The 26,086-nt window shown below is 70.3% G+C and carries 29 protein-coding genes; 13 read left to right on the top strand and 16 right to left on the bottom strand.

The features are described 5' to 3' along the window. Positions 1 to 96 precede the first annotated feature (96 nt). The 6 genes from ADK67_RS31540 (at position 97) to ADK67_RS31520 (ending at position 5,551) form a co-directional block, all read left to right on the top strand. Positions 97 to 837 carry a M15 family metallopeptidase gene (locus ADK67_RS31540; RefSeq protein ID WP_053720190.1) on the top strand — a complete coding sequence of 247 codons (741 nt, stop codon included), beginning with the start codon at positions 97 to 99 and terminating at the stop codon, positions 835 to 837. 72 nt (positions 838 to 909) lie between these two features. Continuing rightward, on the top strand, positions 910 to 1,569 hold the full coding sequence (locus tag ADK67_RS31535; RefSeq protein WP_053720189.1) for a response regulator: 660 nt from the start codon (positions 910 to 912) through the stop codon (positions 1,567 to 1,569). A 3-nt stretch (positions 1,570 to 1,572) separates the two neighbouring features. Then, positions 1,573 to 2,799, top strand: a complete 1,227-nt coding sequence (locus ADK67_RS31530; RefSeq protein WP_197289705.1) for a sensor histidine kinase — start codon at positions 1,573 to 1,575, stop codon at positions 2,797 to 2,799. Positions 2,800 to 2,893: 94 nt separating this feature from the next. Next, complete coding sequence (locus tag ADK67_RS51395) at positions 2,894 to 3,037, top strand: hypothetical protein (protein WP_157620958.1); 144 nt, start codon at positions 2,894 to 2,896, stop codon at positions 3,035 to 3,037. Positions 3,038 to 3,041: 4 nt separating this feature from the next. After that, entirely contained in the window at positions 3,042 to 3,932 is an 891-nt protein-coding gene (locus ADK67_RS31525; RefSeq protein ID WP_053720188.1) for an ATP-binding cassette domain-containing protein, read from the top strand. Beyond that, positions 3,929 to 5,551 carry an ABC transporter permease gene (locus tag ADK67_RS31520; protein ID WP_053720187.1) on the top strand — a complete coding sequence of 541 codons (1,623 nt, stop codon included), beginning with the start codon at positions 3,929 to 3,931 and terminating at the stop codon, positions 5,549 to 5,551. The genes ADK67_RS31525 and ADK67_RS31520 overlap by 4 nt, the downstream gene beginning before the upstream one ends. A gap of 79 nt (positions 5,552 to 5,630) precedes the next feature. On the opposite strand, the gene ADK67_RS31515 is transcribed toward ADK67_RS31520, so the two are convergent. The 3 genes from ADK67_RS31515 to ADK67_RS31505 all read right to left on the bottom strand — a co-directional run bounded on the left by ADK67_RS31515 (position 5,631) and on the right by ADK67_RS31505 (position 7,453). Next, positions 5,631 to 5,897 carry a hypothetical protein gene (locus ADK67_RS31515; protein ID WP_053720186.1) on the bottom strand — a complete coding sequence of 89 codons (267 nt, stop codon included), beginning with the start codon at positions 5,895 to 5,897 and terminating at the stop codon, positions 5,631 to 5,633. A 74-nt stretch (positions 5,898 to 5,971) separates the two neighbouring features. Beyond that, a complete protein-coding gene (locus tag ADK67_RS31510; protein WP_157620957.1) occupies positions 5,972 to 6,442 on the bottom strand; it encodes a hypothetical protein in 471 nt (156 codons plus the stop codon). Between the two features lie 225 nt (positions 6,443 to 6,667). Continuing rightward, positions 6,668 to 7,453: a cellulose binding domain-containing protein gene (locus ADK67_RS31505; protein WP_053720184.1), complete on the bottom strand. Its 786-nt coding sequence runs from the start codon at positions 7,451 to 7,453 to the stop codon at positions 6,668 to 6,670. Between the two features lie 150 nt (positions 7,454 to 7,603). On the opposite strand from ADK67_RS31505, the gene ADK67_RS31500 reads away from it, so the two are divergent. Next, positions 7,604 to 8,233 (top strand): superoxide dismutase, encoded by a 630-nt coding sequence (locus ADK67_RS31500; protein ID WP_053720183.1) that lies wholly within the window; start codon positions 7,604 to 7,606, stop codon positions 8,231 to 8,233. A 105-nt stretch (positions 8,234 to 8,338) separates the two neighbouring features. Here ADK67_RS31500 and ADK67_RS31495 read toward each other — a convergent pair whose 3' ends face one another. The 5 genes from ADK67_RS31495 to ADK67_RS31475 form a co-directional block, all read right to left on the bottom strand. Then, positions 8,339 to 9,568, bottom strand: a complete 1,230-nt coding sequence (locus tag ADK67_RS31495) for a serine hydrolase domain-containing protein (protein ID WP_053720182.1) — start codon at positions 9,566 to 9,568, stop codon at positions 8,339 to 8,341. A gap of 200 nt (positions 9,569 to 9,768) precedes the next feature. After that, positions 9,769 to 10,530, bottom strand: coding sequence for an ABC transporter permease (locus ADK67_RS31490; RefSeq protein ID WP_053720181.1), 762 nt, complete (start codon positions 10,528 to 10,530; stop codon positions 9,769 to 9,771). Between the two features lie 10 nt (positions 10,531 to 10,540). Beyond that, positions 10,541 to 11,311 (bottom strand): ABC transporter ATP-binding protein, encoded by a 771-nt coding sequence (locus ADK67_RS31485; RefSeq protein WP_053720180.1) that lies wholly within the window; start codon positions 11,309 to 11,311, stop codon positions 10,541 to 10,543. After that, positions 11,308 to 11,676 (bottom strand): DUF1048 domain-containing protein, encoded by a 369-nt coding sequence (locus tag ADK67_RS31480; RefSeq protein ID WP_053720179.1) that lies wholly within the window; start codon positions 11,674 to 11,676, stop codon positions 11,308 to 11,310. The genes ADK67_RS31485 and ADK67_RS31480 overlap by 4 nt, the downstream gene beginning before the upstream one ends. Further along, the gene (locus ADK67_RS31475; protein WP_053720178.1) at positions 11,673 to 12,008 is read right to left on the bottom strand and encodes a PadR family transcriptional regulator; all 336 of its coding nucleotides are present in this window, start codon (positions 12,006 to 12,008) and stop codon (positions 11,673 to 11,675) included. Before ADK67_RS31475 ends, ADK67_RS31480 begins: the two co-directional genes overlap by 4 nt. Positions 12,009 to 12,181: 173 nt before the next feature. Here ADK67_RS31475 and ADK67_RS31470 point away from each other — a divergent pair, with 173 nt between their 5' ends. Genes ADK67_RS31470 through ADK67_RS31460 form a run of 3 tightly spaced genes read left to right on the top strand, consistent with a single transcriptional unit; the run spans position 12,182 to position 13,189 of the window. After that, the gene (locus tag ADK67_RS31470) at positions 12,182 to 12,508 is read left to right on the top strand and encodes a PadR family transcriptional regulator (RefSeq protein ID WP_053720177.1); all 327 of its coding nucleotides are present in this window, start codon (positions 12,182 to 12,184) and stop codon (positions 12,506 to 12,508) included. Further along, positions 12,505 to 12,861 (top strand): DUF1048 domain-containing protein, encoded by a 357-nt coding sequence (locus ADK67_RS31465; protein ID WP_053720176.1) that lies wholly within the window; start codon positions 12,505 to 12,507, stop codon positions 12,859 to 12,861. Before ADK67_RS31470 ends, ADK67_RS31465 begins: the two co-directional genes overlap by 4 nt. A 1-nt stretch (position 12,862) precedes the next feature. Further along, entirely contained in the window at positions 12,863 to 13,189 is a 327-nt protein-coding gene (locus ADK67_RS31460; protein WP_053720175.1) for a DUF1048 domain-containing protein, read from the top strand. Positions 13,190 to 13,317: 128 nt separating this feature from the next. Here the strand turns inward: ADK67_RS31460 and ADK67_RS31455 are convergent, their stop codons facing one another. Next, complete coding sequence (locus ADK67_RS31455; protein ID WP_053720174.1) at positions 13,318 to 13,632, bottom strand: hypothetical protein; 315 nt, start codon at positions 13,630 to 13,632, stop codon at positions 13,318 to 13,320. Positions 13,633 to 13,641: 9 nt separating this feature from the next. After that, positions 13,642 to 14,646: an SGNH/GDSL hydrolase family protein gene (locus ADK67_RS31450; protein ID WP_157620955.1), complete on the bottom strand. Its 1,005-nt coding sequence runs from the start codon at positions 14,644 to 14,646 to the stop codon at positions 13,642 to 13,644. Between the two features lie 312 nt (positions 14,647 to 14,958). On the opposite strand from ADK67_RS31450, the gene ADK67_RS31445 reads away from it, so the two are divergent. The 3 genes from ADK67_RS31445 to ADK67_RS31435 all read left to right on the top strand — a co-directional run bounded on the left by ADK67_RS31445 (position 14,959) and on the right by ADK67_RS31435 (position 20,120). Further along, a complete protein-coding gene (locus tag ADK67_RS31445; protein ID WP_053720172.1) occupies positions 14,959 to 15,975 on the top strand; it encodes an endo-1,4-beta-xylanase in 1,017 nt (338 codons plus the stop codon). Positions 15,976 to 16,374: 399 nt separating this feature from the next. Further along, positions 16,375 to 18,300 carry an ABC transporter ATP-binding protein gene (locus ADK67_RS31440; RefSeq protein ID WP_442974213.1) on the top strand — a complete coding sequence of 642 codons (1,926 nt, stop codon included), beginning with the start codon at positions 16,375 to 16,377 and terminating at the stop codon, positions 18,298 to 18,300. Beyond that, positions 18,297 to 20,120 carry an ABC transporter ATP-binding protein gene (locus tag ADK67_RS31435; RefSeq protein WP_197289703.1) on the top strand — a complete coding sequence of 608 codons (1,824 nt, stop codon included), beginning with the start codon at positions 18,297 to 18,299 and terminating at the stop codon, positions 20,118 to 20,120. The genes ADK67_RS31440 and ADK67_RS31435 overlap by 4 nt, the downstream gene beginning before the upstream one ends. Positions 20,121 to 20,190: 70 nt before the next feature. Here the strand turns inward: ADK67_RS31435 and ADK67_RS31430 are convergent, their stop codons facing one another. From ADK67_RS31430 to ADK67_RS31405, 6 genes are all read right to left on the bottom strand, one after another. Next, positions 20,191 to 21,039 (bottom strand): SAM-dependent methyltransferase, encoded by an 849-nt coding sequence (locus ADK67_RS31430; protein WP_053720170.1) that lies wholly within the window; start codon positions 21,037 to 21,039, stop codon positions 20,191 to 20,193. After that, a complete protein-coding gene (locus ADK67_RS31425; RefSeq protein WP_053720169.1) occupies positions 21,029 to 21,643 on the bottom strand; it encodes a cysteine hydrolase family protein in 615 nt (204 codons plus the stop codon). Before ADK67_RS31425 ends, ADK67_RS31430 begins: the two co-directional genes overlap by 11 nt. Beyond that, complete coding sequence (locus tag ADK67_RS31420) at positions 21,640 to 22,734, bottom strand: isocitrate/isopropylmalate family dehydrogenase (protein WP_053720168.1); 1,095 nt, start codon at positions 22,732 to 22,734, stop codon at positions 21,640 to 21,642. Before ADK67_RS31420 ends, ADK67_RS31425 begins: the two co-directional genes overlap by 4 nt. Further along, complete coding sequence (locus tag ADK67_RS31415; protein ID WP_231648429.1) at positions 22,731 to 23,270, bottom strand: EF-hand domain-containing protein; 540 nt, start codon at positions 23,268 to 23,270, stop codon at positions 22,731 to 22,733. Before ADK67_RS31415 ends, ADK67_RS31420 begins: the two co-directional genes overlap by 4 nt. A gap of 201 nt (positions 23,271 to 23,471) precedes the next feature. After that, entirely contained in the window at positions 23,472 to 25,352 is a 1,881-nt protein-coding gene (locus ADK67_RS31410) for a helix-turn-helix domain-containing protein (protein ID WP_197289702.1), read from the bottom strand. Between the two features lie 328 nt (positions 25,353 to 25,680). Next, positions 25,681 to 26,022 (bottom strand): ArsR/SmtB family transcription factor, encoded by a 342-nt coding sequence (locus tag ADK67_RS31405; protein WP_053720165.1) that lies wholly within the window; start codon positions 26,020 to 26,022, stop codon positions 25,681 to 25,683. Between the last annotated feature and the right edge of the window lie 64 nt (positions 26,023 to 26,086).

The following is a 26,086-nucleotide window of genomic DNA, read 5'->3' as shown; positions in this document are numbered from 1 at the left end:
TTTGTCGCGAGCGCGAACTATACGGATCATGACCTTGGATCACATTTCGACAAGGTCTCCGTTCGGTGAACGATCAGTTAACGTGGAGGCACACGTATGCGCAGAAGGCTGTTGTACTTATTGTCCGCCTTGGGGATCGCCGTCGCGGGCACGGTGACGGCGGACGTGGTGGCGCCGAACCCTGCCTCCGCCGACGGTTGCTACACCTGGAACCGCACGCTCACCGAGGGCTCGAGCGGCAACGACGTCGCCGAACTGCAGGTCCGGCTCGCGGGCTGGGTCGCGTCCGGCGAGAACCTGGCCATCGACGGCGACTTCGGGCCCGCCACGGCCCGCGCGGTCAGCCGGTTCAAGGACGCGTACGGCCTCCCCGTCGACAGCATCGCCGGCCAGGGGGTGTTCAACAAGATCTACGCCCTGCAGGACGCCGACTGCACGCCGATCCACTTCTCGTACGGCGAGATGGACGACAACTGCGGCGCGAACAACTTCAACGGCGGCATGGTCGACGCCACGACCGCGAAGCGGAACACGCTGCGGATGATGTGGCAGCTGGAAGCGATGCGGCACAAGCTGGGCGACCGACCGATGGTCGTCAGCATCTCGTTCCGCAGCGTCGCCTGCAACCGCTCGGTCGGCGGTGCGTCGAACAGCCGGCACATGTACGGCCAGGCCACCGACTTCAGCACCCGCAGCGGCCCGACGCTGTGCCAGATGTACCACGCGGCCAAGACGTCCGGCTTCGAGGAAATCCTCGGCCCGGGCTACCCGGGCCACAACGACCACACGCACGTCGCGAACGACACCGTCCGCACGTGGAGCGCGCCGAACTGCTGACACCCGAGCGTGGGGCACTGCCGACTCCGGCAGTGCCCCTCGGTCGAAGGCGGTGTGACACAATTACTGACTGTGACGATCCGTCTGCTGATAGCCGACGACCAGGACATGGTCCGGCGCGGGATGCGTCGGGTCCTGGACAGCCAGCCGGACATGGAGGTCGTCGGCGAGGCGGCTGACGGGCTCAGCGCGCTGGAGCAGGCCCAACGACTGCGGCCCGACGTGGCGCTGCTGGACGTCCGGATGCCGAGGATGGACGGCTTGGAGGTCACCCGGCGGCTCGCCGGCCCGGACGCCACCGTGCCGGTGCGGGTGGTCGTGGTGACCACCTTCGACCTGGACGAGTACGTATACCCGGCGTTGCGCCACGGCGCCTCCGGCTTCCTGCTCAAGCGCTCGGGCCCGGTGCTGCTGGTCGAAGCGGTGCGGGCCGCGGTCAACGGCGACAGCTTGATCAGCCCGTCGATCACCGTGCGGCTGCTGCGCCACGTCGTGGACGCCAAGCCCGACCGGCGGGCCCCGGTCGAGCCGTTGACGGAACGCGAGATCGAGATCGCGGGCAAGGTGGCCGAGGGGCAGACCAACGCCGACATCGGGACGCTGCTGTTCATCTCCGCGGGCACGGTCAAGACGCACGTCGCCGCCATCCAGCGCAAGCTCGGCGTGCGCAACCGGGTGGGGATCGCCGTGTGGGCGCACGAGATGGGTTACGCGACCAGACAAGGGTTCTGACCGGTGTCCCGCGGTCCGGCCACGGAGGCGCGCAAACCCGCTCGCCCGGTGCTGCGCCACGTCCTGAGCGCGGTCTTCCTGCTGCTACCCGCCTTCGCCGTGCCCTCTGGCACGCCCGGTCTGCCCTCCGGCGCCGTTGTGGTGGCCCTGTCCGCCGCGGTGGTCATGTCGGCGGCGATGTGGCGCCCGTCCGAGGGCAGGTTCGGGCTCGCCTCGGTGGTGACGGTGGTGTCCGCGCTGTCGTTGGTGCTGGACGTGGCCTACTTCGGTCCGCCGGGGATGGCGCTGCTCTGGCTGCCGTTCGAACTGCTCGCGCTGCTGGTGCTGCTCGGGCGGTCCGTGCGGCTGCTGCGGGCCGACCGCGTCGTGCCGGTCGCCACGGTGGCGGCCGTCGCGGCGCTGGCGCTGCCGCTGCGCTTCACGTTGCACCCGGATCCGCCGAAGTGGGACGCCTCGGTGTTCGGGCTGGGGTGCGTGCTGCTCCTGCTGCCCTTCGCGATCGGCATCGGGGTCTACCTCCGCAGCTTGGACACCCGGCGCGTGACGGCCGTGGCCGAGGCCCGCGGCAAGCAGCGGCTGGAGGTCGCCAGGGTGCTGCACGACTTCGTCGCCCACGAGGTGACCGGGATCGTCGTCGAGGTGCAGGCCGCCCAGTTCGCCCGGTACGACGAGGACGAGGCCCGCGCGGTGTTCGCGCACGTCGAGGATGCCGGACTGCGGGCGTTGGCGTCCATGGACCGCACCGTGGCGGCACTGCGCCGGCCCGACGACGCGAGCGCGGGCGAGACCGCCCGGCTCTACGGCCTGGCCGACCTGCCGGACCTGGTGGACCGGTTCGCCCGTGCCGCGCCCGGTGCCAAAGTTCGCTGCGACGTCAAGGACACCGCCCTGGGCAAGCTCGACCGGGAGGGCGAGGCCGTCGGCTACGCCGTGGTGCTCGAGGCACTCACCAACGTCCGCAGGCACGTGTCCGACGTGGGCGCGGTGACCGTCGTCGTGGCCCTCGTCGGGGGAACGGCCGTGCAGGTCTCGATCGCCGACGACGGCGGGCGGGGTGCGACCTCCGCCGCGCCCCGTACCGGTGGGGGCAGTGGCCTGGTGGCGCTGCGCGAGCGGATCGAGGCCATGGGCGGCACGCTGGAGGCTGGTCCGCGCGGCTCCGGCTGGCGGGTGGCCGCGAGCCTCCCCGTACCCGACCTGACCGGAGGACGGGCCCGCCGCCTCACGTGACGAACCCGTGCGGCGATCTCTCCCGAACGGCAGATCCCGGTTCCGCCGGTGCGCCGGAAGCTGAGGACACCAATCACGGGATCCGGGAGACAAGGTGCCATCACACAGGACGACCGCGGGCGCGCCGGCGGCGTTGACCGCCTGCAACGACAACGAGAGCATGACCGACTTCCCCGGCTCCCGCACCGTGGTGGTGCAGGCCGGCGTGGGCCGGGCGACCGTCGCGAAGGCGGGGTAGCGCCGTGCTGGACCTCATCGACGTGAGCAAGGTCTACCGCGGCGGCAAGCGCGCGGTGGACAGCCTGACCATGCGGTTGGAGCCCGGCCTGCTCGGCCTGCTCGGCCCCAACGGCGCGGGCAAGTCCTCGCTGATGCGCATCGCGGCCACGGTCACCCGACCCACCTCGGGGCGGGTGGTGTTCGAGGGCGTCGACGCGGTGGCGCACCCCAACGCCCTGCGCAACGCGCTCGGCTACCTGCCGCAGGACTTCGGCGTGTACGCGAACCTGACCGCGCGCGAGTTCCTGACCTACCTCGCCGCGGCGAAGGGCATCTCGGCGCGGTCGGCCAAGGCGCGCATCGACGAGCTGCTGGTACTGGTCAACCTCACCGAAGCGCTCAAGCGCCCGCTGGGCAAGTACTCCGGGGGCATGATGCGCCGGGTCGGCATCGCGCAGACCCTGCTGGGCGACCCGCGGGTGATCATCGTAGACGAGCCGACCGCGGGCCTCGACCCCGAGGAGCGGGTGCGCTTCCGCAACCTGCTCAGCGACCTGTCCGTGAACCGCGTGGTGCTGCTGTCCACGCACATCGTCTCCGACGTCGACTCGGTGGCCGCCGACATCGCGATCGTCGCCCGCGGTCGGCTGCTGCGCCGCGGCACGCCCGAACAGCTGCTGCGGGACATCGACGGCCACGTCTGGGAGACGACCGTGCCCGCCACGGCGGTCAACGCCGTGCAGGCGCGGTACACCGTGAGCCGGATGGTCCGCACCACGGAAGGCGTCCGGGTGCGGCTGCTGTCCTCGGTCAACCCGGCCATGGGCGCCACGCCGGTCCCCCCGGACCTCGAGGACGCCTACCTGGGCGTGATCAGCGGCCCGACCGCCCACCGGAACGTGGCGGGGCGGTGAACCCGGCGCTGCTGATCACGCTGTCGGTCGGTGACTTCCGCGACCGCGTGCGCAGACCCGCCTACGCAGTGACCCTGCTGGCGGCGATCCTGCTGGGGTACGTCGCGGTGCCTGCCGCGGACTCGCACTGGGCCATCATGCAGCTGGGGCCCTACCGAGGGCTCTACAACAGCGCGTACGTCGGCATGGCCACGGCGTTGGCGAGCACCCTCTGGCTGCTCTTGGGCGGCTTCTACGTCGTCCGCAACACCATCGCCCGCGACGAGAGCACCAACGTGGGGCAGTTGCTGGCCGCCACGCCGTTGCGCACCACCGCCTACCTGGCGGCCAAGTTCCTCAGCAACGTGCTGGTGCTGTCGTCGATGCTGGTCGTGCTGGCCGTGACGGCGCTGGTGATGCAGCTGGCCCGCGGTGAGTCGACGTCGGTGGACCCGGTGGCGCTGCTGACGCCGTTCGCGGTCATGGCGTTCCCGGCGGTGGTGCTCACCGCGAGCGCGGCGCTGTTCTTCGAGCTGACGCCGTTGCTCAGAACGGGCATGGGCAACGTCCTCTGGTTCTTCTGCTGGATGGTCGCGGCGCTGGCCGGGCAGAGCCCCGCGGCGCCACTCGGCGGTCTGGGCGTGCCCGCGGTGGTGGAGTCGATCGGCGCCGAGATGCTGTGGCGCGGTCTGGACGTCACCGGCGGCGAGTTCAGCCTCGGCCTGACCTACCTGGACGAGCCGCTGGTGCCGTTCGAGTGGCTCGGCTTCACCCCGAGCGCGGAGTTCCTGCTCACCCGGCTGGCGTTGATCGGCGTAGGGGTGGCGGTCGCGCTGCTGCCGGTGCTGTGGTTCGGCCGGTTCGACCCGGCGCGGGTGAACCGGTTCCTCCCTCGCCGACCGGTCGCGCCGGCCACGTGGGAGCAGGACGAGCACCGCGCTCCCGGCGTGCCGGGCATCGCGGCCATGGAGAGCGGGGCGTTCAGCGCCCGCGGTGGTCCGCGGACCGAGGTGGTGCGCGGCGGCCGGCTGGTGGTGTTCCCCCGCTTGGTGTCGGGTGAGCTGCGCATCCTGGTTCAGGGCGTGTCGAAGTGGTGGTGGGCCGGTGCGGGCTTCGGGATCATGCTCACGTTCGCCGCGACGACCCCGGGCATCAGCAGGCTGATGCTGCCCCTCGCGTGGATCTGGCCGGTCCTGGTGTGGTCACGCCTGGGCACCCAGCGCCACGAGTCCGGCGTGCAGGCGCTGCTGGGCCCGTACCCCGCCGTCCGGCCGCGGGTGGTCGCCGAGTGGATCGCGGGCGTCCTGTTGACAGCGGGTATCGGTGGCGCCGCCGCAGTCCGGATGGCCTGGGCGGGCGACCTGGCGGGGCTGACCTCCTGGGGTGCCGCCGCCCTGTTCATCCCGTCCCTGGCGCTGCTGCTCGGATCGCTCAGCCGCACCCACCGCGTGTTCCAGGCCGTCTACGTTCCGCTGTGGTACGGCGGTTTCAGCGGTCTGCCCATGCTGGACTTCATGGGCATGCTCCGGGGCCACGACGGGACGGTGCTGGGGCTGCCGCCGGGCGCCGTTGCCATGGCGGGCGTGGTCATGCTGGTGGTGGTCCTGCTGCTCGCCGCGCGCAGGCCGTTGCGCGTCTAGGGATTTCGCGATCGCTTGCCGGCGGGCCGTGCGGAACCGAAGGGCCTCTCGCCGTTCGTGGCCCGCCAGGGTGCAGGAGTCATTCGGTTCGGGCTTTGCAGGCGTCGAGGATCCAGGGCTGGCGGCCGTAGGCGTCGCGGAGGATGCGGTAGCAGGTGGTCAACTCGGGGGAGTCGCAGGCGTCGTGGGCGATCCACGGGTCGGCGTCGTGCTCGCCCACGGCGATGTCCATGCAGTCGCCGAAGTCCCTGGGCGCGGGTGCGGCCGTCGCCGTCCCCGGCGCCAGGACTCCGGCGGCCGCGAGGAGCAGCCCCGTCGACAACACCTTCGATGCGGTAAGGATCATTGCCGTCTCCCTGGTCGTAATGGTTTCCCCGATCCGGCGGTGTCCCGGCGCACTGTTCGGGGATGCGGATTCGCTCAGCCGATGCCATAGATGTTGACGGTCACCTGGCCGTCCTGGCCCTCGATCACGTAGGGCTCGTAGTGGCCGCGGTAGGGCAGGCAGCCGGCGGCGAGCTGGTCGTCGTCGGAGTCCTCGTCGCGCTCGCGGACGTAGGCGCACACCTCGTTGACGGCGTCCTCGGGGAACTCCACCTCCTCCACGGCGAAACCGGTCGCCGGGTACCGCCACTGGGACGGGATGTCCTCGGCGGGCCCTTGACGCCACAGCAACCTGTCCCGGTCGGACAGCCGCAGGACCACCGCCCCGTACGGCTCGGGGTCGCCGGACTCACCGGCGTTGGCGAACTCGAGCGAGAACATCACCCGCGTCTGCGGTACCGCCCCGGCACTTCCGGCGCTGACCACACCGGTCAGCAACAGTCCCGCCGCCGCGACCGCCGCCGCTTTGCCAGACCACCCGACGTCCATCCCCGCCTCCGTGCTCATGTTGGCGACACCGACACCGTTGGACGGTAGGCAGCTGATGCCGCACCCTGCTGTGGACAGCGGGCGAAACCGACCGTGCGAGTGAGACGTCCACGAACGGGAGGTGACGGCGTCGCGGCCGAACACGGACCGTGCCGTCGACTCCGGTGGGAGCCGCTCGCCAGCGGGATGGTCGAGCCCAGCGGCCCGCAGTCAGGCTCGCTGTGTGAACAGGTCCGGCTGGCCTCAGCGCGAACTGGTGGTCGTGGTGGGAGGGGCCGGCAACAGGTACGGCTCGGGTGTGCAGCGCAGCCACGGACCGCCGGCCCGGTGGGCGAACCGGACCTGGAAGCCGATGGTCGCCGACGCGCCGGGTGCCAGCGGTCGCTGGCCCATCGGTGCGGCGATGGCCGCGCCCCGGCCGTACTGGCCCCACTCGCCGGACCCGGCGGCGACGACCTGCTCGTCACCGTCGAACAGCGCGGTCACGGTCCAGTCCGTCAAGGGGCCCGTGCCCACGTTGGTCACGGTGGCCGTGGTGGTGTAGCCGCCCGGCCACGAGTTGGTGGTGGTGCCGGTGACCGCGCAGCTCCGGTTCACGTTGGGCGGCAACGGCATCGTGCTGGAGTAGACCCGGATCACCCCGCCCGTCACGCCCGGTCCCGTCACGCTGAACGCACCCGGGCCGAAGTCGCGCAGCGAAATGATCCTGACCGGCCGCGGCACGTTCCAGTCGGCCGCGGTGAAGGTCAGCTTGCGGCGTGAGCTGACGAACACCGGCGCCGTCGTGCCCGCCTCGACCCACGCGACGGTCAAGGTCGTCGTGGTGGCCGGCGGGCCGGACAGCGACACCCGGACCACCGCGCTTCCCGAGCCGGGCATGACCGCGTAGTCCGTGCCGCCGTGGTCCACGACCACCGAGGGCGACTCGGCGCGGGCGTGCCCCGCTGGGAGGCCACCCAAGACCGCCACCACGGCGGCGACGAGGACCGGCAACGTCGACCGCAGGAGCACTGCCCGGCGCGTGACCATGGCTACAGACGATGGGGACCACGCCGGCCCCATGTCAACCACAAACCCGAACCCTCGCTCAGACGGACGAAGTCGCCACGGTGCCTAGTTGCCAGAAACTTGCTATTGCGGAAGACTGGCAATAGATCACGAGGTTGCCTGGGGAGACTGATGAGTCAGTACGTGCTGCCGGACCTGCCCTACGACTACGCGGCGCTGGAGCCCGCGATCACCGGGGAGATCCTGGAACTGCACCACAGCAAGCACCACGCCGCGTATGTCAAGGGCGCCAACGACATGCTGGAGCGGCTGGCGGAGACGCGGGAGAAGGACGACTTCTCCGGGATCGTCGGGTTGGAGAAGACGTTCGCGTTCAACCTGTCCGGGCACGTGCTGCACACGATGTTCTGGGACAACCTGAGCCCGGACGGCGGTGACCGGCCCGAGGGCGAGCTGTCGGCGGCGATCGACGAGCACTTCGGCTCGTTCGACGCGTTCGCCAAGCAGCTCTCGGCCACCACCACGCTGGTGCAGGGCTCGGGCTGGGGTGTGCTCGCGTGGGAGCCGTTGTCGCAGCGCCTGGTCGTGGAGCAGGTCTACGACCACCACGGCAACGTCGGCATGAACACCACCCCGGTGTTGGTGTTCGACGCGTGGGAGCACGCCTACTACCTGCAGTACCGCAACGTGCGGCCGGATTACGTGCAGAAGCTGTGGTCGCTGGTGAACTGGGCCGACGTGACCCGCCGCTTCGACGCCGCGCGGGCAGGCGGCTCCGGGCTGATCGCACCGTCGAAGTAGCCCTCATGAACCGGCAGCGGGTGCTCCGACAAGTCCACGCGCTGCCGCCACCGTGCCCCCGCCTCCAGCGAGAGGCGGGGGCACGGCTCAGCTCCGGTGCGCCCGTCACCCCAGGCAGGACCGGACGGCCGCGGCCAGCGCCGTCGCCCGCGGGTCGTCGGGGCGGTAGTTCCAGAGGTTGGTGACGTAGCCGAAGCCGACGCGGGCGTCGGGGTCGCCGAACGCGATCGACCCGCCCGAACCGGGGTGGCCGAACGAGCCGGGGCCGACCATGGGCAGCGGAGGGCAGGCGCGCCAGAAGCCGAGTGACATGTTGAAGGAGCGCTCGGCGGGGATGTCCAGGCCGGGCGGCAGCCCGTACATGCGGGTCTTGTCGGTCTGGATGGCGGTCATCGTCTCGACCGTCGTCGGGTCGAGCAGTCGCACGCCGTCGACGTCGCTGACCGTGGCGGCGTACATGCGGGCCAGGGAGTGTGCGTCGGCGACCATGTTCGCGGCCGGGAACTCCGCCGCCCGCCACTCGCGGGTCCGGAAGTAGCCGGTCGCGGGGTCCATGGCGCCGCCGAGCACGCCGGCGTGCATCTGGACCGCGTCGGGGCTCCACATCGACTGGACCCACGTGGTGACAGTGTCGGCGTCGAGGCCGGTCGTCGCGATCATGCCGGCGAGCAGTTCTTCCAGGGTGAACGGCGCGGCGTCCTCGAAGTCGGCCACCCGCGGCTCGTGCTCCGCGGGCAGGCCGATCCAGGCGCTCAGCCCGAGCGGGGCGGCGACTTCCTCGGCGAAGAACGTGCCGAGGGACTTGCCGGTGATCCGGCGCACGACCTCGCCGACCAGGAAGCCGTAGGTGACGGCGTGGTAGACGTGCTCGGTGCCCGGCTCCCACAGCGGCTGCTGCGTTTCGAGGGCGCGGATGACCGGGTCCCAGTCGCACGCCTGCTCGAACGTCAGCGGTCCGTCGACGATCGGCAGACCGGCCTGGTGCGACAGCAGCCAACGCACGGTGATCCGGTCCTTGCCGTGCGCGCCGAACTCCGGCCAGTACCGGACGACCGGGGCGTCGAGGTCCAGCAGTCCGCGCTGGACCAGCAGGTGCGCGCAGATCGCGGTCGCGCCCTTCGTGGTCGACGCGACCTGGGCGACGGTGTCCCCGGTCCACGGTCGGTTGTTCTTGCGGTCGGCGAGGCCGTCCCACAGGTCGACCACGGGGCGGCCGTCGACGTAGACGCTGCACGCCGCGCCCACTTCGCCGGGGTCGCCCTCGAAGTTCGCCCGGAACACGTCGGCGACCTTGCCCCAGCCGTCCTCGACGCCTGAGATCCTCGTGCCTGGCATGGCGCTTTCCTTCCGATAAGTCTGATCTGGGGTTACTGGAGACACGATCGCTCGCCGCCCTGACACGGGGCAGTCACCGTGCTGACACCGGGCAGTCACCGCGTGCGGGCACGCCGAACAGGCCCGCAAGGGGCGAGGGCGTTGTGGGGTGAGGCTGGTCGCTTGCCGCCGGAGTCGTTGACCGCTCCGGATCGCGGCAGCTAGGAAATCTTGCGGCGGTACGTGACCGCGGCGAAGACGTAGGCGACGACGAGGATGCCGACGCACCAGGCGAGGGCGAGCCAGATGTCGCCGCCGATGGGCTGCTGGGTGAACAGGCCGCGGATGGTGTTGACGATGGAGGTGACCGGCTGGTGCTCGGCGAACGCGCGCACGGGGCCGGGCATGGTGTCGGTCGGCACGAAGGCGGAGCTGAGGAACGGCAGGAAGATGAGCGGGTAGGAGAACGCGCTCGCGCCGTCGACGGATTTCGCGGTGAGGCCGGGGATGACGGCGAGCCACGTCAACGCCAGGGTGAACAGGAACAGGATGCCCGCGACCGCGAGCCACTCGGCCACGCCCGCGCTCGTCCGGAAGCCCATCAGCAGCGCCACGAGCAGGACGACCACCAGCGAGATCAGGTTGGCGACCAGCGAGGTGAGGACGTGCGCCCACAGCACGGACGACCGCGCGATGGGCATGGACTGGAACCGCTCGAAGATGCCTCCTTTCATGTCCAGGAAGAGCCGGAACGCGGTGTAGGAGATGCCCGAGGCGACGGTGATGAGCAGGATGCCGGGCAGCATGTACTGCACGTAGGAGTCCGAACCGGTGTCGATCGCACCGCCGAACACGTAGACGAACATCAGCATCATGGCGATCGGCATGATCGCGGTGGTGATGATCGTGTCGGGGCTGCGGGTGATGTGGCGCAGGGATCGTCCCAGCAGGACGTTCGTGTCGCCGAGGAAGTGCTTGGCCATCATCGTTTCCCTACTTCTTGTCGCCGACGAGCGCGAGGAAGACGTCTTCCAGCTTCGGCTGCTTCTCGACGTACTCGACCTCGGCGGGTGGGAGCAGCTTCTTCAGCTCGGCGAGGGCGTCGTTCACGATGATCCGGCCCTCGTGGAGGATCGCGATCCGGTCGGCGAGTTGTTCGGCCTCGTCCAGGTACTGGGTCGTGAGCAGCACGGTCGTGCCCTGGGCGGCGAGTTCCTTGACGGCCTGCCACACCTCGATGCGCCCCTGGGGGTCGAGCCCGGTCGTCGGCTCGTCGAGGAAGATGACCGGTGGGTTGCCGACGAGGCTCATCGCGATGTCGAGCCGGCGGCGCATGCCACCGGAGTACGTCGACACCTTCCGCGCGCCGGCGTCGGTCAACGAGAAGCGCCTCAGCAGGTCGTCGGCGATCCCGCGCGGGTCGTCGAGGTGACGGAGCCGGGCGACGAGCACGAGGTTCTCGCGCCCGCTGAGGATTTCGTCGACGGCGGCGAACTGCCCGGTGAGGCTGATGGACTCCCGCACGTCCGCGGCTCGCGCGGCGACGTCGAAGCCGTTGACGCTCACCTCGCCCGCGTCGGCTCTGAGCAGCGTGGACAGGATCTTCACGGCCGTCGTCTTGCCCGCGCCGTTGGAACCGAGCAGTGCGAAGATGCTGCCGCGCGCCACGTCGAAGTCCACGCCGCGCAGCACCTCCACCGCCTTGTAGGACTTCTTGAGGCCCCGCACGCGGATCACGGGCTCGGTGGTCGTTCCGTCCGTCATGACGAGGTCTCCCCGGATGCTTCTTCGGCCTTCTTGATGCGGTTGCTGAGCCGTTCCCGTTCCTTGGTGACCCAGCCGCCCTTGGTGTAGTTCGCCAGGAACGCCTCGACGAACTCCACGGGGTCCTCGCCGACGATCTCGCGGATCGGGGTGCCGTCCGCCGCGGCTCGTTCGAACAGGTCGGCCATGTCCTCGAACATCGACGCCGCGCCGTCGCCGTCGGACGCCCCGAAGAACATCAGGTACCGCTCGAGCGCGTCGACCGCCGTGCGGTAGTTCGGCGGCAGCGCCCGCACGCGCGCCTTGTACGCCCGCCAGCGCCGTTTGTCGCCGATCACCTTCGTGGCGAGATCCGAGAGGTTCATGGTCGGTTGCCTCCTTCACGGAGCTTGTCCAGTCGTTCCGCGAGGAAGCTCCACGTCCTCCAGAACTCTTCGAGGTACTCCTGTCCCTGGGCGTTCAGGGAGTAGACCTTGCGCGGCGGCCCCTTCTCGGACGGGACCTTCTCCACGTCGACGAGGCCGCGCCGCTCGATCCTGATGAGCAAGGCGTAGACGGTGCCCTCGGCGATGTCGGAGAAGCCCTGGTCCCGCAGCCACGCCGTGATCTCGTAGCCGTACGCGGACCGGCCGGCCAGGATCGCGAGGACGATGCCCTCCAACGTTCCCTTGAGCATCTCCGTTATCTGCTTGCCCATGGCGACACCTCCTTCCGCTCCTACTCAGTGTTGCTGACTACCGGTACCTAGTCAAGCTGAGTAGAGCCGGTGGTGCAGGTTCGCCTGATCGGTGGGAGGCGCCCACTACTCGGTGGTACCGTGTAGTGGTACTGGGTGGCACCGAGTACCGGACGGATCGAAGAGGGCGCGCGGTGGACGACCTGACGGAGATGTTGAAGGGCACGCTGGAGGGCTGCGTGCTCGAGATCATCGGCAGCGAGGAGACCTACGGGTACGCCATCACGCGGCGGCTGAACGAGCTCGGCTTCGCCGACGTCGTCGAGGGGACGGTCTACACCATCCTGCTGCGACTGGAGAAGAACGGGCTCGTCGAGGTGCGGAAACGACCGTCCGAAGTGGGCCCGCCGCGCAAGTTCTACACGCTCAACGACGCGGGGCGCGACCGACTCGCGACGTTCTGGGCGAAGTGGGAGTACATCGCGTCACGGCTCGACAAGCTGAGGGAGGGCGGGAGATGAACTTCTGGGAGACCATCACGGGCAGCGATCTCACCAGGGAGTGGAAGGCGTTCCAAGTCCGGGCAGAGGCGTTGCCCGCCGACTACCGGGCGGCGTGGGGAGAGGTCGTGGGCCATCTCTTCCCCTACGGGAGTTTCACCGGTCGGAACCTGATGCCGATCCTCGACGGCGCCCTGGGGCTGCTCGAAGAGACCGCGGCCGACGGTCAGGGCATCCACGAGGTGCTGGGCGACGACATCAAGGGCTTCTGCGCGGCGTTGGCCGGCGGGGCAGGGGCTCGGACCTATCGCGACCGGTGGCGCGAGCAGTTGAACAGGAACGTCGCGCGGAAACTGGCCCGGCTGGGAGGCTGACGTGGGCATTCAGGACATCATCGAGGGCAAGAAGCAGTGGCGGGCGCACCTGGCGCGGGTCAAGGCGCTGCCGCCGGACTACCGGATCGTCTACCAGGAGGTCCAGCGGTACTTCATCAAGGTCGGACCGGTCGACCTGACCGACGGGACCCTGCTCTCCGGGCTCGTCGACTTCTTCGAGGAGGGCGCCACGGCCGGCAAGGGAGTCCTGGAACTCATCGGTGACGACGTCGCCGCCTTCTGCGACGACCTGATCAAGGACTCGCGCACCTACGCGGACGTCTACCAGGAGTCCATCAGCGTGAAACCCGGCACCGCCGAGAAGTGACACCCGTCGACCCGACGCACGGCCGCTGCTCCACCGGTCGTCGCCCAGGCTGATGACGGCGAGGGTGCGGCCCTTGGACGTCAGACTGGCGGCGGCTTCTTCGGCCAAGGCGTGGGGGCGCCGGTCCATCATGAACACGCCGACGACGTGGTCGAGGTCGAGCAGCTGGTCGCGGTGACCCGTACGGGGTCGAGTTTTCCGGCGACCGCGCGCATCTCGTCTGGGTGGCTCATCAGCCTGCTCCACAGTGGACTGGTGGTCAGCTCGTGGAGTGTGGCGCGCAGGAACCGGCGCAGGCCGTCCCGCGTGTCGGCGCCCGCCGGCAGGGCTTCGTCCACGACGCGTCGCTGCACCTCGGTCATCAGCACGAGGCGCGGCGCCGTGAACGCCGCCTGGCGCCCTGCGCTCAAGGCCGCGAACGCCTCGCCGACGAGCGTCGGCACAGGTGGAGGTCAGCTGTCGAGGGCTTGCCGGATGGCGGTGGCGACGTGGTGGGCCTGGAGGTCCCGTCCGCGGGTGTTGGGGTGCAGGACCCAGGGCAGCGGCGTGGTGCCGAAGTTGAGCTGGGAGTTCTCGAACAGGCCGCCGATGCCGCGGTGGTCGCCGTCGCAGGCGGTGTTGGCGCCGGTGACGGTGTAGAGGTCGACGAACACGGCTCCGGCGTCGTCGGTCTTGGCGCGCATCAGGTCGTTGAGGCGTTCCAGGATGTTGTCGAACACGGGCAGGGCTTCGGTCGGGATGTCGGCCAGCGGCTTGTCGGTCTGCCCGGGTGCGGGGGTCTGGCACTTGACGATGTCGGCGGGCACGATTCGCGGGTAGCCGACCAGCACCGTCTCGGCGTCCGGGGAGTAGGCGCCGATCGTGTCGAACAACCGCTCCAGCTCCTCCGCGACCGTCGCGAACCGGGAGTCGAGCCATCGCCTGCCGTCGCCGACGGTGAAGAAGGCGGCGCACCGCTCGGCCGGGTCGTCGGGGTCGACCGGGTCGCCGGGCAGCGTCTCGCCCAGCTCGCGGAGGCGTCGGGAGCACTGCTGGAGGATCTGGACGAAGCCGAGGGTGTTGTCGCCGAGGCTGCCGACCACGAGCCTGGTCCCGTGGCCCAGGGCCTCCTGCTGGGGTGGCTTGCTCTCGCCGCCCGGCAAGGGCTGACTGGTCCAGAAGTGCTCGATGAGCGCGGCGCTGCAGGAGCGGTCGGAGGCGACGTCGAGCGTGATGCCCTGCGCGGCGAGTTCCTTGGCCACCACCGCCGGGTAGTTCTCCTCGGACCGGAAGCAGTAGTACTCCTGCGGGTCCCAGGCCTCGAAGACGGGGGCGATGCCGAAGTTGGCGGTGTGGGAGTCGCCGAAGAACACCGTCGGCACGGGCTCCTGCGCGGCGGCGGGCATAGGAGCCCCCGCGCAGACCATCACGGCTACCGCCGCCACGAGCAGGCCGCGTCCTCGGCTCGCCGTCGTCACCACTGCGATCCCACCTCGCCGGGTCCGTTCAGCGCCGTCGCCGATCCGGCGACCTGCGGACGAACGTAGGCGGGACCGGGGCCCGACCGCCGGCGCCGGACGCGAACTCCACCCGACCGTGCGTCACGCGCCAAACAGCGGTCAGCGTGCGAGTTCTCGTTGGCGGCAGATGCTCCCGCCGTGCTGCTCCTGGTACGGGCCTGACCGCCCGTGAACGCCAAAGTTCTCGAACAGCCGGGTATCGAAAGTTTCTGTCATGATGGCAAAACTTTCCACTCCGCCGCCGGGTCGACGATGATCAACGGAGGAAGCATGAGGAAGTCGCTCGGGACCGTGCTGGCCATCGTGCCTGTGGTGGCCGCCCTGGTGGTGGCGCCGAACGCCGCCGCGAGCACGACGGCGAGCACCACGGCCGGCACTCTGAAGGACGCCGCATCGATCAGCGGACGCTTGTTCGGCGCCGCGGTCGGGGCGAACCTGCTCGGCGATCCGGACTACGTCACCACGTTGAACCGGGAGTTCAGCCAGCTCACGCCGGACAACGAGATGAAGTGGGACTTCGTCGAGCCGAACCGCGGGTTGTTCAACTACGCCGCCGCGGACCGACTCGTCAGCCACGCCGAGAGCCAGGGCATGACGGTGCGCGGCCACGCGCTGGTCTGGCACAGCCAACTGCCGGCGTGGGTGCAGAACATGAACTCGCCCAGCCAACTGCTGACCGCGGTGCGCAACCACATCTCCAACGTCGCGGGCCACTTCAGCGGCCGCGTCGCCTACTGGAACGTGGCCAACGAGGCGTTCGACGACACCAGTAGGGCCGCACGACGCAACTCGGTGTTCCAGCGGCTGCTCGGCGACGCCTGGGTCGAGGAAGCCTTCCGGGCCACCAGGGCGGCCGATCCCACCGCGAAGCTCTGCTACAGCGACTACTTCATCGAGGGGGTGAACCCGAAGTCCGACGCCGTCTACGCCATGGTGAAGGACTTCAAGTCGCGCGGCGTGCCGATCGACTGCGTCGGCTTCCAGGCGCACCTGACCAGCGGCGCCGTGCCGGCCGACATGCGGGCCAACCTCCAGCGCTTCGCCGACCTCGACGTCGACGTGCACCTCACCGAACTGGACATCGCCGGCTCGGGCGCCGCACAGGCCGACTCGTACGCCCAGGCCGTCCGCGCGTGCGTCGAGGTGTCGCGCTGCACGGTGATCACGTTGAGCGGCGTGACGGACAAGTTCTCGTGGCGGGTCAGCCAGACCCCGCTGCTGTTCGACCGCTACTACAACAAGAAGTTGGCCTACGACTCGGTGCTCTCGGTGCTGATCGAGGGCTGATCTCCCGACGTCTCCTGTCGTGACGGGTCGGGCACGCGCACCCCGCGTGCCCGACCCGCCCGCGTCGTGCGCCGATCGCCGCAACGCCTTCGCGGGAACCGCGACTGATCATCGTGTCATCGCCGTGAGGCGCACGCAGATCCGCAGGACTTCAAAATCGACTGCCGATCCTCATAGTTCTGGCAGTCCGGGTTCGTGCGAGGCCGGTACTGCTGCGCCAGCGGTAAACGAGTTGACGGGCGTGAAAGGGCAGGGCTAGCCTCCAAGCAGGTGAAGCGCTTCGATTCGACATGGATCGTGGGGAAGAATTGGTTTCTGGGACGAAGAAGGCAGTGCCGGTGCCATAAGTCCACCCTTTGGCGAAGTCGTAGGCATCGTGGATTCGAGTCGAACGCGACGATGGGGTCGCCTGTAATTTCCGAAAACCGTCACGGCGATACCGCGCACCTTCATGGCAGTCGTCGATGTCAATCGAATCAACAGGTGAGGGCCGAGATGTACAACGCGCTCCGAGAGCGTGCCCTGTTGCTGCGCGTCCTGGCCGGGGCGGGGCCCGGGCTGCTGCTGGTGATCGTCGTGGTGACCGTCGTCGCGAGCCTTGTTCCCGCTGTCTCCGCGGTCGCGATGGCGATGTTGGTGGGGCGGGTCGCGGACGGGGCCGGCGCGGGTTTCCTGGCCGGCGCGGTGGTTCCGCTGGTCGTGTTCGGCGCGGTGCTGCTGCTCGGGCACGTGTTGGAGGTGGCGCAGGAGCCGTTGTTCTTCCTCGCCGCCGCGCGGATCGACGGGGCGCACCGGGCGGAGGTCGCCCGACTCGCGGTGACGAGCCCCGCGTTCGCGACGCTGGAACGTGAGGATGTGCGGAACCTGGTGTGGGAGGCCAGAGCCGATCCCGGCAACTGGACGGAGAAGACACCGGCGGACGGCGCGTTGACCCAGCTGAAGTTGCTGGCACACGGTGTCGGCCTGGTGAGCTTGGGCGTGGTGCTGGTCGCGTTCTCGTGGTGGGTGTTGCCGTTGCTGCTCGCGGCTGTCGTGGCGCACACGATGATCGGTCGGCGCAACGCGATGCGGTGGTACGACAAGTGGCTGGGCGGCACGGACCAGGGCCGGCGTGCGGAGGTGTGGGCGGACGCGATCTTCGCGCCGGCGGAGGGCAAGGAACTGCGGGTCTTCGGTTTCGGCGGATGGGCGGTCGAACGGGTCACCGCCCACGTGCGGTCGATGTTCGAACCGGTGTGGGCCGTCGGCGTGGAGAACATGCGCGGGCAGTGGCGGAGGCTCCTCTTGGTGCTCCTGCCGCTGACGACCGTCTACGTGACGGTCGCCCTGGCCGGCGCCAGAGGTGCCGTGTCGGCGGCCGTCGCGACCGCGGTCTTCGCCGCGGGCTCGGCGATGTTCGGGTACGCGGGCGCCGACAGCCGTGAGGTGAGGGGTGCTCTCGTCGTCCTGAAGGCACTGGAGCGGTTGCGCGAAGAGCTGCCGGCGCCCGCCGCGGCGCTCACGTCCCCGGCCGAGATCAGTGCGCTTCCGCACGTGCGGTTCGAGGGCGTCGGCTTCAGCTATCCCGGCAGCGAGCGGAAGGTGCTGGACGGGCTGGACCTGGAGATCCGGCCCGGTGAGCTGCTCGCCGTGGTGGGGCTCAACGGGGCCGGCAAGTCGACGTTGATCAAGCTGCTGGCCGGGCTCTACCCGCCGACCTCCGGCCGGATCACCGCGGACGGGACCGACCTCGTCGACCTCGATCCCGCCGGCTGGCGCGAGCGCGTCTCGGTGGTGTTCCAGGACTTCGTGCGCTACCACCTGTCCGCCGCCGACAACGTGGCGCTGGGCAACGCCGCGGCGCCACGTGATCAGGCCACCGTCGAAGCGGCGGCCCGCGATTCGGGGTTCACCGACGTCGTCGACCGGCTGCCGGAGGGCTGGGCGACACCGCTGAGCCGGGAACGCGCCGGCGGGGCGGACCTGTCCGGGGGCCAGTGGCAGCAGCTCGTCCTCACCAGGGCCCTGTACGCGATGCGGACCGGGGCGAACGTGCTGGTGCTCGACGAACCCACCGCACACCTGGACGTCGGCACGGAGTTCGACGTCTTCCACCGGCTCGCCGCGCGCCGCGGGGACGCGACGGTGGTGCTGATCTCGCACCGGCTTTCCACGGTGCGCCAAGCCGATCGCATCGTGCTGCTGCGCGACGGCCGCATCGGTGAGTCGGGCACCCACGACGAGCTGATGGCGCTCGGCGGTGGCTACGCCGAGCTCTTCGAGATCCAGGCGGACCGCTTCAAGCGCGGATTCGACGACCGCGTCGAGGAGGACGAACTGCTGTGAGCACGGAGAAGCCGATCGCGGTGAGGCGGTACGTCCGGCTGTGGGCGGAGCTGCTCGCGCTCTCCTGGCGGCTGTACCCCGTGATGACCTCCGGCCTGCTGGCGATCTACGCCGGACAGGTCGTCGTGGTCGCGGCGACCGCGCTGGCCCTGCGAATGGCGGTGAACGGTGTGATCGCGGCCGACACCACCGCCGCGGTCATCGGCGCCGTGACGGCCGCGGCCGTGTTCGCGGTAGGCGCCTACCTGCGCGATCTCCACGGAGGACTGTGGATCGTGCTCATCGAACGGGTCGGTCTCGTGCACGTGCAGCACCGGCTGCACGCGGACCTGGTCGGCCTGCCGGGCATGGACCACCTGGACCGGCCCGACGTCCTGGACCGGGTCACCACGCTGCGCGGCGCCTCGTGGGAGCTGATGTTCGGCATGTGGGGCGCGGTGGCGGCGTGCTTCAACGTGGTCAAGCTGGCGGTGCTGGTCGCGCTGCTCGCCACGACGAACCCGTGGCTGATCGCCTTGCTGCCGTGCGCCGCCGCGCCGTTGTGGTGCGACCGCCGCGGGCAGCGCGCGGTCAACACCGCCGAGACCGGGACCGCGGAGGACTTCCGGTTGCAGCGCCACCTGTTCCGCCTCGCGACCAGACCCGCCACGAGCAAGGAGCTCCGGATCGCGGGCGCGGGCGACGAGGTCGTGGACCGGCAGGTGGCGGCGTGGAACGAGGTCTTCCGGGTGCGGCTGCGGGCCAGGGTGCGGGCCGCCGGCTGGAAGCTGGCCGGCTGGACGCTGTTCACGGCGGGTTTCGTGGCGGGCCTCGCCCTGGTGATCCGGCAGGCCACCACGGGCACGGGCACCGTCGGGGACATCGTCCTGGCCGTCACGGTCGCGTTCACCCTGCGGCAGTCCATGCAGGACACCCTGCGCGACGTGAACAACTCGACGGCGAGCGGCCGCGTGATCGAGCCCTACCTGTGGCTGCGGGACCACGTGGCCGCCACGCGGGCGCAGCGCGGCACCCGGCCCGTTCCGGCGGCACTGCGGCGCGGGATCACGTTCGACCGGGTCGGCTTCACCTACCCCGGCGCCGATCGCCCGACGCTCACCGACGTGAGCTGCCACCTGGCGGCGGGCTCGGTGGTGGCGATCGTGGGTGAGTACGGCTCGGGCAAGACGACCCTGGTCAAGCTGCTGTGCAAGTTCTACTCGCCCGGCTCGGGCACGATCGGGGTCGATGACACGAACCTGGACGACCTGCCCGCCGACGAGTGGCGGAAGCGCACCAGCGCGGCCTTCCAGGACTTCGGGCGTTTCCAGACGACGTTCGCCACCACCGTCGGACTGGGCGACCTGCCGCACATCGCCGACCGCGCACGCATCGGCGAGGCGGTGCGCGCCGCCGACGCGGACGTCCTCCTCGGCCGCCTGCCGGACGGCCTCGACACCCAGCTGGGCCAGGACTTCGGCGGCGTCGAGCTGTCCGAAGGCCAGTGGCAGAAGACGGCTCTCGCCCGTTCCTCGATGCGTCCCGCGCCGCTGCTGTTCGTCCTCGACGAGCCGACCGCGTCCCTGGACGCACCCAGCGAGCACGCCATCTTCACCCGTTACATGGCCCGCGCCCGCGAACTGGCGGCCAGAACCGGTGCGGTGACCGTCGTGGTGTCGCACCGGTTCTCGACCGTGGCCGACGCCGACCAGATCCTCGTGCTGGACCACGGCGAGCTGGTCCAGGCCGGTCGTCACGATGAGCTGATGGCCCGCGGCGGACGTTATGCCGAGCTGTACCGCACGCAGGCCGAGGCCTACGCGAGCAGCGAGCGGAAGTGACACTGCGCCCGGACGGCGTCACGGCGGACGGGACCCCGTCGGTGCTGGTCGGGCACGTCCGATCTACGGGTCAGGACTTGGTGGCGGTGACCCAGCGATTGGCCGCCAGGGTGTCGTGGGGTTCGGGGAGCGGTCCGCGTCCGTGGTGGTGGGTGAAGTCGAACGGGGTGTGGACCTGTGCGGTCCAGCCGCGGGCGGTCAGGGTGGCGGCCGAGTCGGGTCGCGGTTCGTCGCTGAACAGGGCGAGCAGGTCGATGCCGGTCTGGGCCTTGGTCGAGGTGTAGACGGGGTTGTCGCGTACCGCGGGGTGTTCCCGGACCAGCTTGACCTCGTAGGCCAGGGTGCTGCCGGGTGCGGACAGGCGGTCCACGGTGTCGATCAGTCGGTGTTCGGCGTCGCCGGGCAGGTACAGGAGCAGACCTTCGGCCAGCCACGTGGTGGGTTCTTCCGGGCGGAAGCCGGGCAGCAGTCGTGCCCAGTCGTCGCGGAGGTCCGCGGCAACCGGGTGGCGGGTGACGCGCGGGCGTGCTCCGAGGGTGTCCAGGACCTGTTGCTTGAAGGCCAGCACCGGGGCCTGGTCGAGTTCGTAGACGACGGAGTCGGGTGGCCAGTCGAGGCGGAACGCCCTGGTGTCCAGGCCTGCGCCGAGCAGCACGGCTTGGCGGTTGCCCGCGGCGAGCACGACGTCGTCCAGCATCCTGGTGCGCAGTCCGAAGTAGCGGGCGAGCCTGCCCCACAGGGGGTTCGCGTCGCCGTCCGGGACGTCGTGCGGGCGCACGGGCCAGTTCGTGGACGCCGGTGCGGCCCGCACGAAGTGCTCGGCGTAGTCGTCGCGGGCCAGCGAGTCCGGGAGGTGGGTTTCGATCGCGCGGGCCGCCGCGACCATGAGCGCGGTCAGTGCGACGCCGTCACCGAGCACCGATCGTCCTCTCGTCCGAGGATTCGCACCACGTGTCGGGGCGGTCGTGGGTGGTGGTGCGGGCCCCGTAGAGGTCGGCCATGAACCGCACGGTGTCCTCGTCGCGCTGCAGCAGGCTGGTGGTGCAGTCGACCAGCAGGGTGATGTGCCAGCCCTTCTGGAAGGCGGTGCGGGCGGTCGAGTCGACGCACACGTCCGCGTACACCCCGGCGAACACCAGGTGCTCGATGTCGTGCCGCACCAGGTGTTGCTCGAAGCCGGAGGTCAGGAACGCGTCGAAGCACGCGTGCTTGGTGACCACGAGCTCTCCCGGCGCCGGCGTGACCTTGTGGAACCGCGCACCCCACGTGCCTTCGAGGCAGGACGGCGTCCGGCCGCCGCGCTCGTTGCGCCGGCGCCAGCTCGGGCCTTGGTGCTCGACGTCGCCGACGAAGCGGACGAACACCACCTCGACGCCGCGGTCGCGCGCCAGCTCGACCGCGCGTGCGGCGTTGGTCGTCACCGCGTCCAGGCGCGCGGGGTCCTTGCGGTACCTGGCTGTCGCGACCGGTCCGGTGCAGAAGTCGTTCTGCAGGTCCACGACGACCAACGCCGTCCGCGTCACGAACCGGCCTCCAGCCTCGCTGGCCGGCCGACCTGCCGGTGGGACAGCTCGGTGAGCAGCGCGTCGACCACGGCGGTGGTCGAGTGCCGCCCGCCGAGGTCGGGGGTGCGCACGCCGCGGGCGGTCACGGCGGCGAGCGCGCGTTCCGTCGACTCGATCACGCCCGTGCCGCCGCAGTGCCGTTCGACGATGGTCGCCGCGGCCCGCACGGTGGCCACCGGGTTGACGGTGTCGCGACCGGCCAGGTCGTCGGCGGAGCCGTGCACGGTCTGGTACTCCACCAACCCGGCCAGGTCGGGGTGCAGGTGGACGTTCTCGGCGCAGCGGTTCTCCTGCTTGTCCACGCCGTAGCGGTCCAGCAGGACGACGTGCATGATGTCGCCCCACTCGTTGCCGGCCACCACGACCGTCCGCCTCGGCAACCCGTGCTGGATCAGGTTCCTGTTCACGGTGTCGGGTTGGCTCAGCTCGATCCGCACGCGGTGGCGCTCGGCCGCGGCGCGCACCCAGTCGTCGAGGGCGCCGTCGAGCAGGTGGAACTTGTAGGCCATGACGATCCGGTCCGCGCCGCCGTCCGGCCACTGCTGCCGCGCTCGCGCCAGGGCGTGGGCGATGACGTCGTCGGTGATCTCCTGGCTGAACTGCATCGTGCGGGTGAGCACACCCGGCGAGTGCCGGTTCTCACCGGTGTAGAAGCCCTGCGCCTCGTCCCGGACGAGCAGCAGCGCCGCGTCGGGCGACGACCCGGGCGCCGAGATCACGTCGACCTTCACCGCCCGCAACCGCTGCCTCACCAGGTACAGCGACTGCGCGTTGACGGCCGTGCGGAACACCGCGGTGACGCCCCGCCGGGCCAGCTCCCGGCAGAACCGCTCGTAGTGCCCGGCGTCGCCCTCCGTGAGCCGGCGCATGTCCGCGATCCCGTCGGCTTCGGCGCGTAACGAGTGGTAGGAGTGGTAGACCCGGGGTGAGCGGGTGATGGCCGCTTCGACGCCGTGCAGCTGTCCGAGCCGGTCCACCACCCGTTCGAAGACGTCGGCGAGTTCGGGGCCCGTGCCCCGTCCCACGGCGAGTCCGACCTCCGCCGTCATCCGGCGACGCTCGGCACCAACCGGTCGCCCGGGATGCCGGCCGCGTCGGGTCGGTAGAACTCCTGGATGCTGCTCACCCAGGTCGACACGGGGATCCGGTCGTCCGGGTCGGGCTCCAGGGCGTCGAAGAGCGCGTCGATGTTCTGCTGTTCGAACCCGATGGCCGACATCAGCGCGGTGAACACGTGCCGCTCGATCAGGCCGTCACCGTCCGGGTCGCCCAACCGGGCCAACGAGCGGGCGAACTCGTCGATCGTGGCCTCGAACCGCTCGGGCGACAACACGCTGTCCTCGAACTCCTCCCGGTTGATGCGGCCGTTGCGGTCGTCGTCCAACTCCTCGGCCAGGGTCTTCCAGTAGCGGTGGAACGCCGCGGTCATCGCCTCCTTCGCCGCCGCGTCGGACTGCGGCGCCGCCTCGACCACCCGACGTGCCATGATCTCGAAGTCGTTCGCCTCGATCGCACCGGAGGCGTTGGCGTCGAACAACCTGAAGACGAGGTCGACCCGACTCAGCGCCGCCTGAGGATGACTCACGTTTGTTCTCCCATCGAAATGACGACGCGACATCAGGTGGAATTCCGCCGTTGTCCGCGCCGTGCCCGGTGCCGGAGTCCCCATGATGTCGGAGGCTGCGCCTGCCCGGTCGGAGGATTCGCGTGTTCACTGGAAAGTGTGAATTACCGGCCATCGCCCAGAATTACCCGGATGCCGCTGTCGCCGCTCGAAGGGTGAAAGCTAGTCGTCACCCAGCAAGGTCTTGCGCGTGCGGTGCAGCTTCAGCGCGAGCTGGATCTCCACCGCCCTGGCCGGCGCCTGCCAGTCCTGGCCGAGCAACGCGGTGATCCTGGCCAACCGGCGGGAGACGGTGTTCGGGTGCACGTAGAGCGATTCCGCCGCGTAGGTGGGGCTGCCGCCCGACTCGAAGTACGCCTCCAAGGTGCGGGTCAGCTCGGTGTAGTGCGTGCGGTCGTACTCGATGACCGGCCGGAGCGTCGCGTCGACGAACCCGTCGACGTCGTGGTCGTCGGACAGCAGCAGACCGAGGAAACCCAGCTCGCGCGGCGAGGCCACCCGGCCGGGGGTGTCGAGGAGGGTCAGCACGTCCAGGCACCGCGCCGCTTCCCGGTGCACGCGTGGGATCTCCGCGAGGTCGTTGGCCGGACCCGCCGCGCCGACCGACACCGGGTGCCCGAGGCGCGGCGACAGCTCGGCGGCGACGGTCCGGCCGACCGCGGTCGCGTCGTCGCCGGGCAGCAGCATCACCACCGAACCCTCGTGCGGCTTGGCCAGGCCACCGGTCCGGAAGGCGTACGACGACGCCCACACCATCGCCCGGCCCGGCGAGCCGCCCTCGGGGCGGGCGATCACCACCACGTGCGGCATGGACAGGTCGATGGCGAGCCTGCGGGCGCGTTCGGCGAGCGTGCGCGGCGAGCGCTGCCGGGGGATGAGCAGGTCGTCGAGCAGTTCGTCGCGGACGTGGCCCTCGGCCGCGACGGTGCTGGACTCCACCAGCCGGACGACCGCGACGCTCTGCGCGGTCGCGCGCAGCAGGCGGACCGCGGTGTCGTCGAGCGGGAGGTCGCGGCGCAGCACCAGGCCGCCGTGGTCGCCGCCGTTGATGGTGATCGGCGTGATCCAGGTGTGCTCGTCCAGCCGGCGCGGCGCGCCGTCGGTGTGCGCGTCGAGCAACCCCTCGCGCACGTCCAGGTCGGCCAGGGTGTCGACGGGCCCCGTCGCCGTGATCACGCGTTCGGCCGGGTCGAGCACCACGAGGGTGCCGCGCAGGGCGTCGGCCGCCGCGGTCGCCAGCGTCGCGAGGTCGGCGCCGCCGAGCACCTGGTCGGTCAGCGCGCTCTGGTCGCGTTGCACGGCGTCCAGCGCCGCGGCCCGGTCGGTCACCTCGTTCAGCCGCTGCCGGAGGTGGGTGATCGCGGCGGTGTCGCGCTCGATGCGGTGCGCCTGCGAGATCGCCACCTCGACCAGCGCGGCCAGCGACGTGATCAGCGAGACCTCGTCCGGGGTGAAGTAGCGGATGCCGCGGTCGGCCACGTAGAGGGTGCCGAACACGTGCTCCGTGGCTTGGAGCGGCACGGCGATCAACGCGTGCACGCCGTCCGCGGCCATCACGCGCGCCAGCTCCGGCGGCGACCAGGGCGTGCCGTCGGCCGTGCGGTCCGACGTCCACATAGGACCGGGCTGCTGGTGGGCGGGCGGGTCGGCGAGCGTGACGGTGACGCCGTCGGAGGTGCGCAGCCTGCCGTGCGGGAGCGACGGGTCGTAGAGGGTGATGTACGCCGAGTCGGTGCCCAGGAGCAACCGCGCCCGGCGGGGGATGACCGAGAGCAACGCGTCGAGGTCGTCCGGCGCGATCAGCTCGCGGGCGATGTCGATGAGCGCCGACAGGCCCGCCTCGCGCCTGCGGCGTCGGCCGAACAGCTCGTGCACCTCTTGGGAGAGGGTTCGGGCTTTCTCCAGTTCGTCGAGCACCTCGTCCGATGCCCCGGCCTGCCGCGCGTCGTGGATGAGGCCGTCCACCTGGCACGGCGGCGCCTCGTTCGCCAGCAGTTCGAGCACGGCCAAGGCGGCTTCATTGCGGTTGGTTAATCGCGTCACCATCGAATCCAGTCCCCCGAACCGAGTAGGGTGCTCCGGTATTTCGAGTGGGAGTCGGGGACGAGCCGAACGGAACGACTGTCGACCCCCGGACAATCCATTCCAACATAGGGCACGTGCAGGGGAATAGTCAACGAAACGGCGGTGGTCGGCAACCTGAAGCAAGCATTCCACCAGTGACGACTTGCCGGTCGCGTTCGTAATGGACGGTTGGCAAGCCGTTCCGCCACCGCTGTTCGGCGGCCGTCGGGACCGGCTTTGCGCAATTGTCCGTCGCGCTTTCGGGGCAGTCGTTACCGGTCCGGTGGGGCATTCCGTCGCGGAATGCTCAGTGGATCGGTCCGAACGCCGCGGCGTGCACCGGTGCGCCGTTCATCAGGGCGTTCAGCACGGCGTCGAGCAGGCCGGGGAACCGGGCCTCCAGGTCTTCGCGGCGCAACGACACCAGCAGTTCGCGGCCGACCGGCCGTTGCCGGATGATCCCGCCTTCGCGCAGCACCCGCCAGTGGTGGGTGAGCGTCGACTTCGACATCTCGCTCAGCACGCCACCGCACCGCTGCTCACCGCCCGAGGCCAGGATGTGCACCATCTCCAGGCGCACCGGGTTGCCCAGGGCGGCGAACACGTCCTGGAGCCGAATCTCGTCTCGCGATGGGTGTCGCGCGTCCATGTCTTCACATTAGCCCAGCTATCGGTAGGTCCGGCTGCCGCCGGCCCGGGGTCGGGGTTGGCCC

Source organism: Saccharothrix sp. NRRL B-16348 (assembly GCF_001280085.1).
Classification (GTDB): Bacteria; Actinomycetota; Actinomycetes; order Mycobacteriales; family Pseudonocardiaceae; genus Actinosynnema.
The sequence above is the reverse complement of the archived record's forward strand: the minus strand, read 5'-3'. Positions and strand labels throughout refer to the sequence as shown.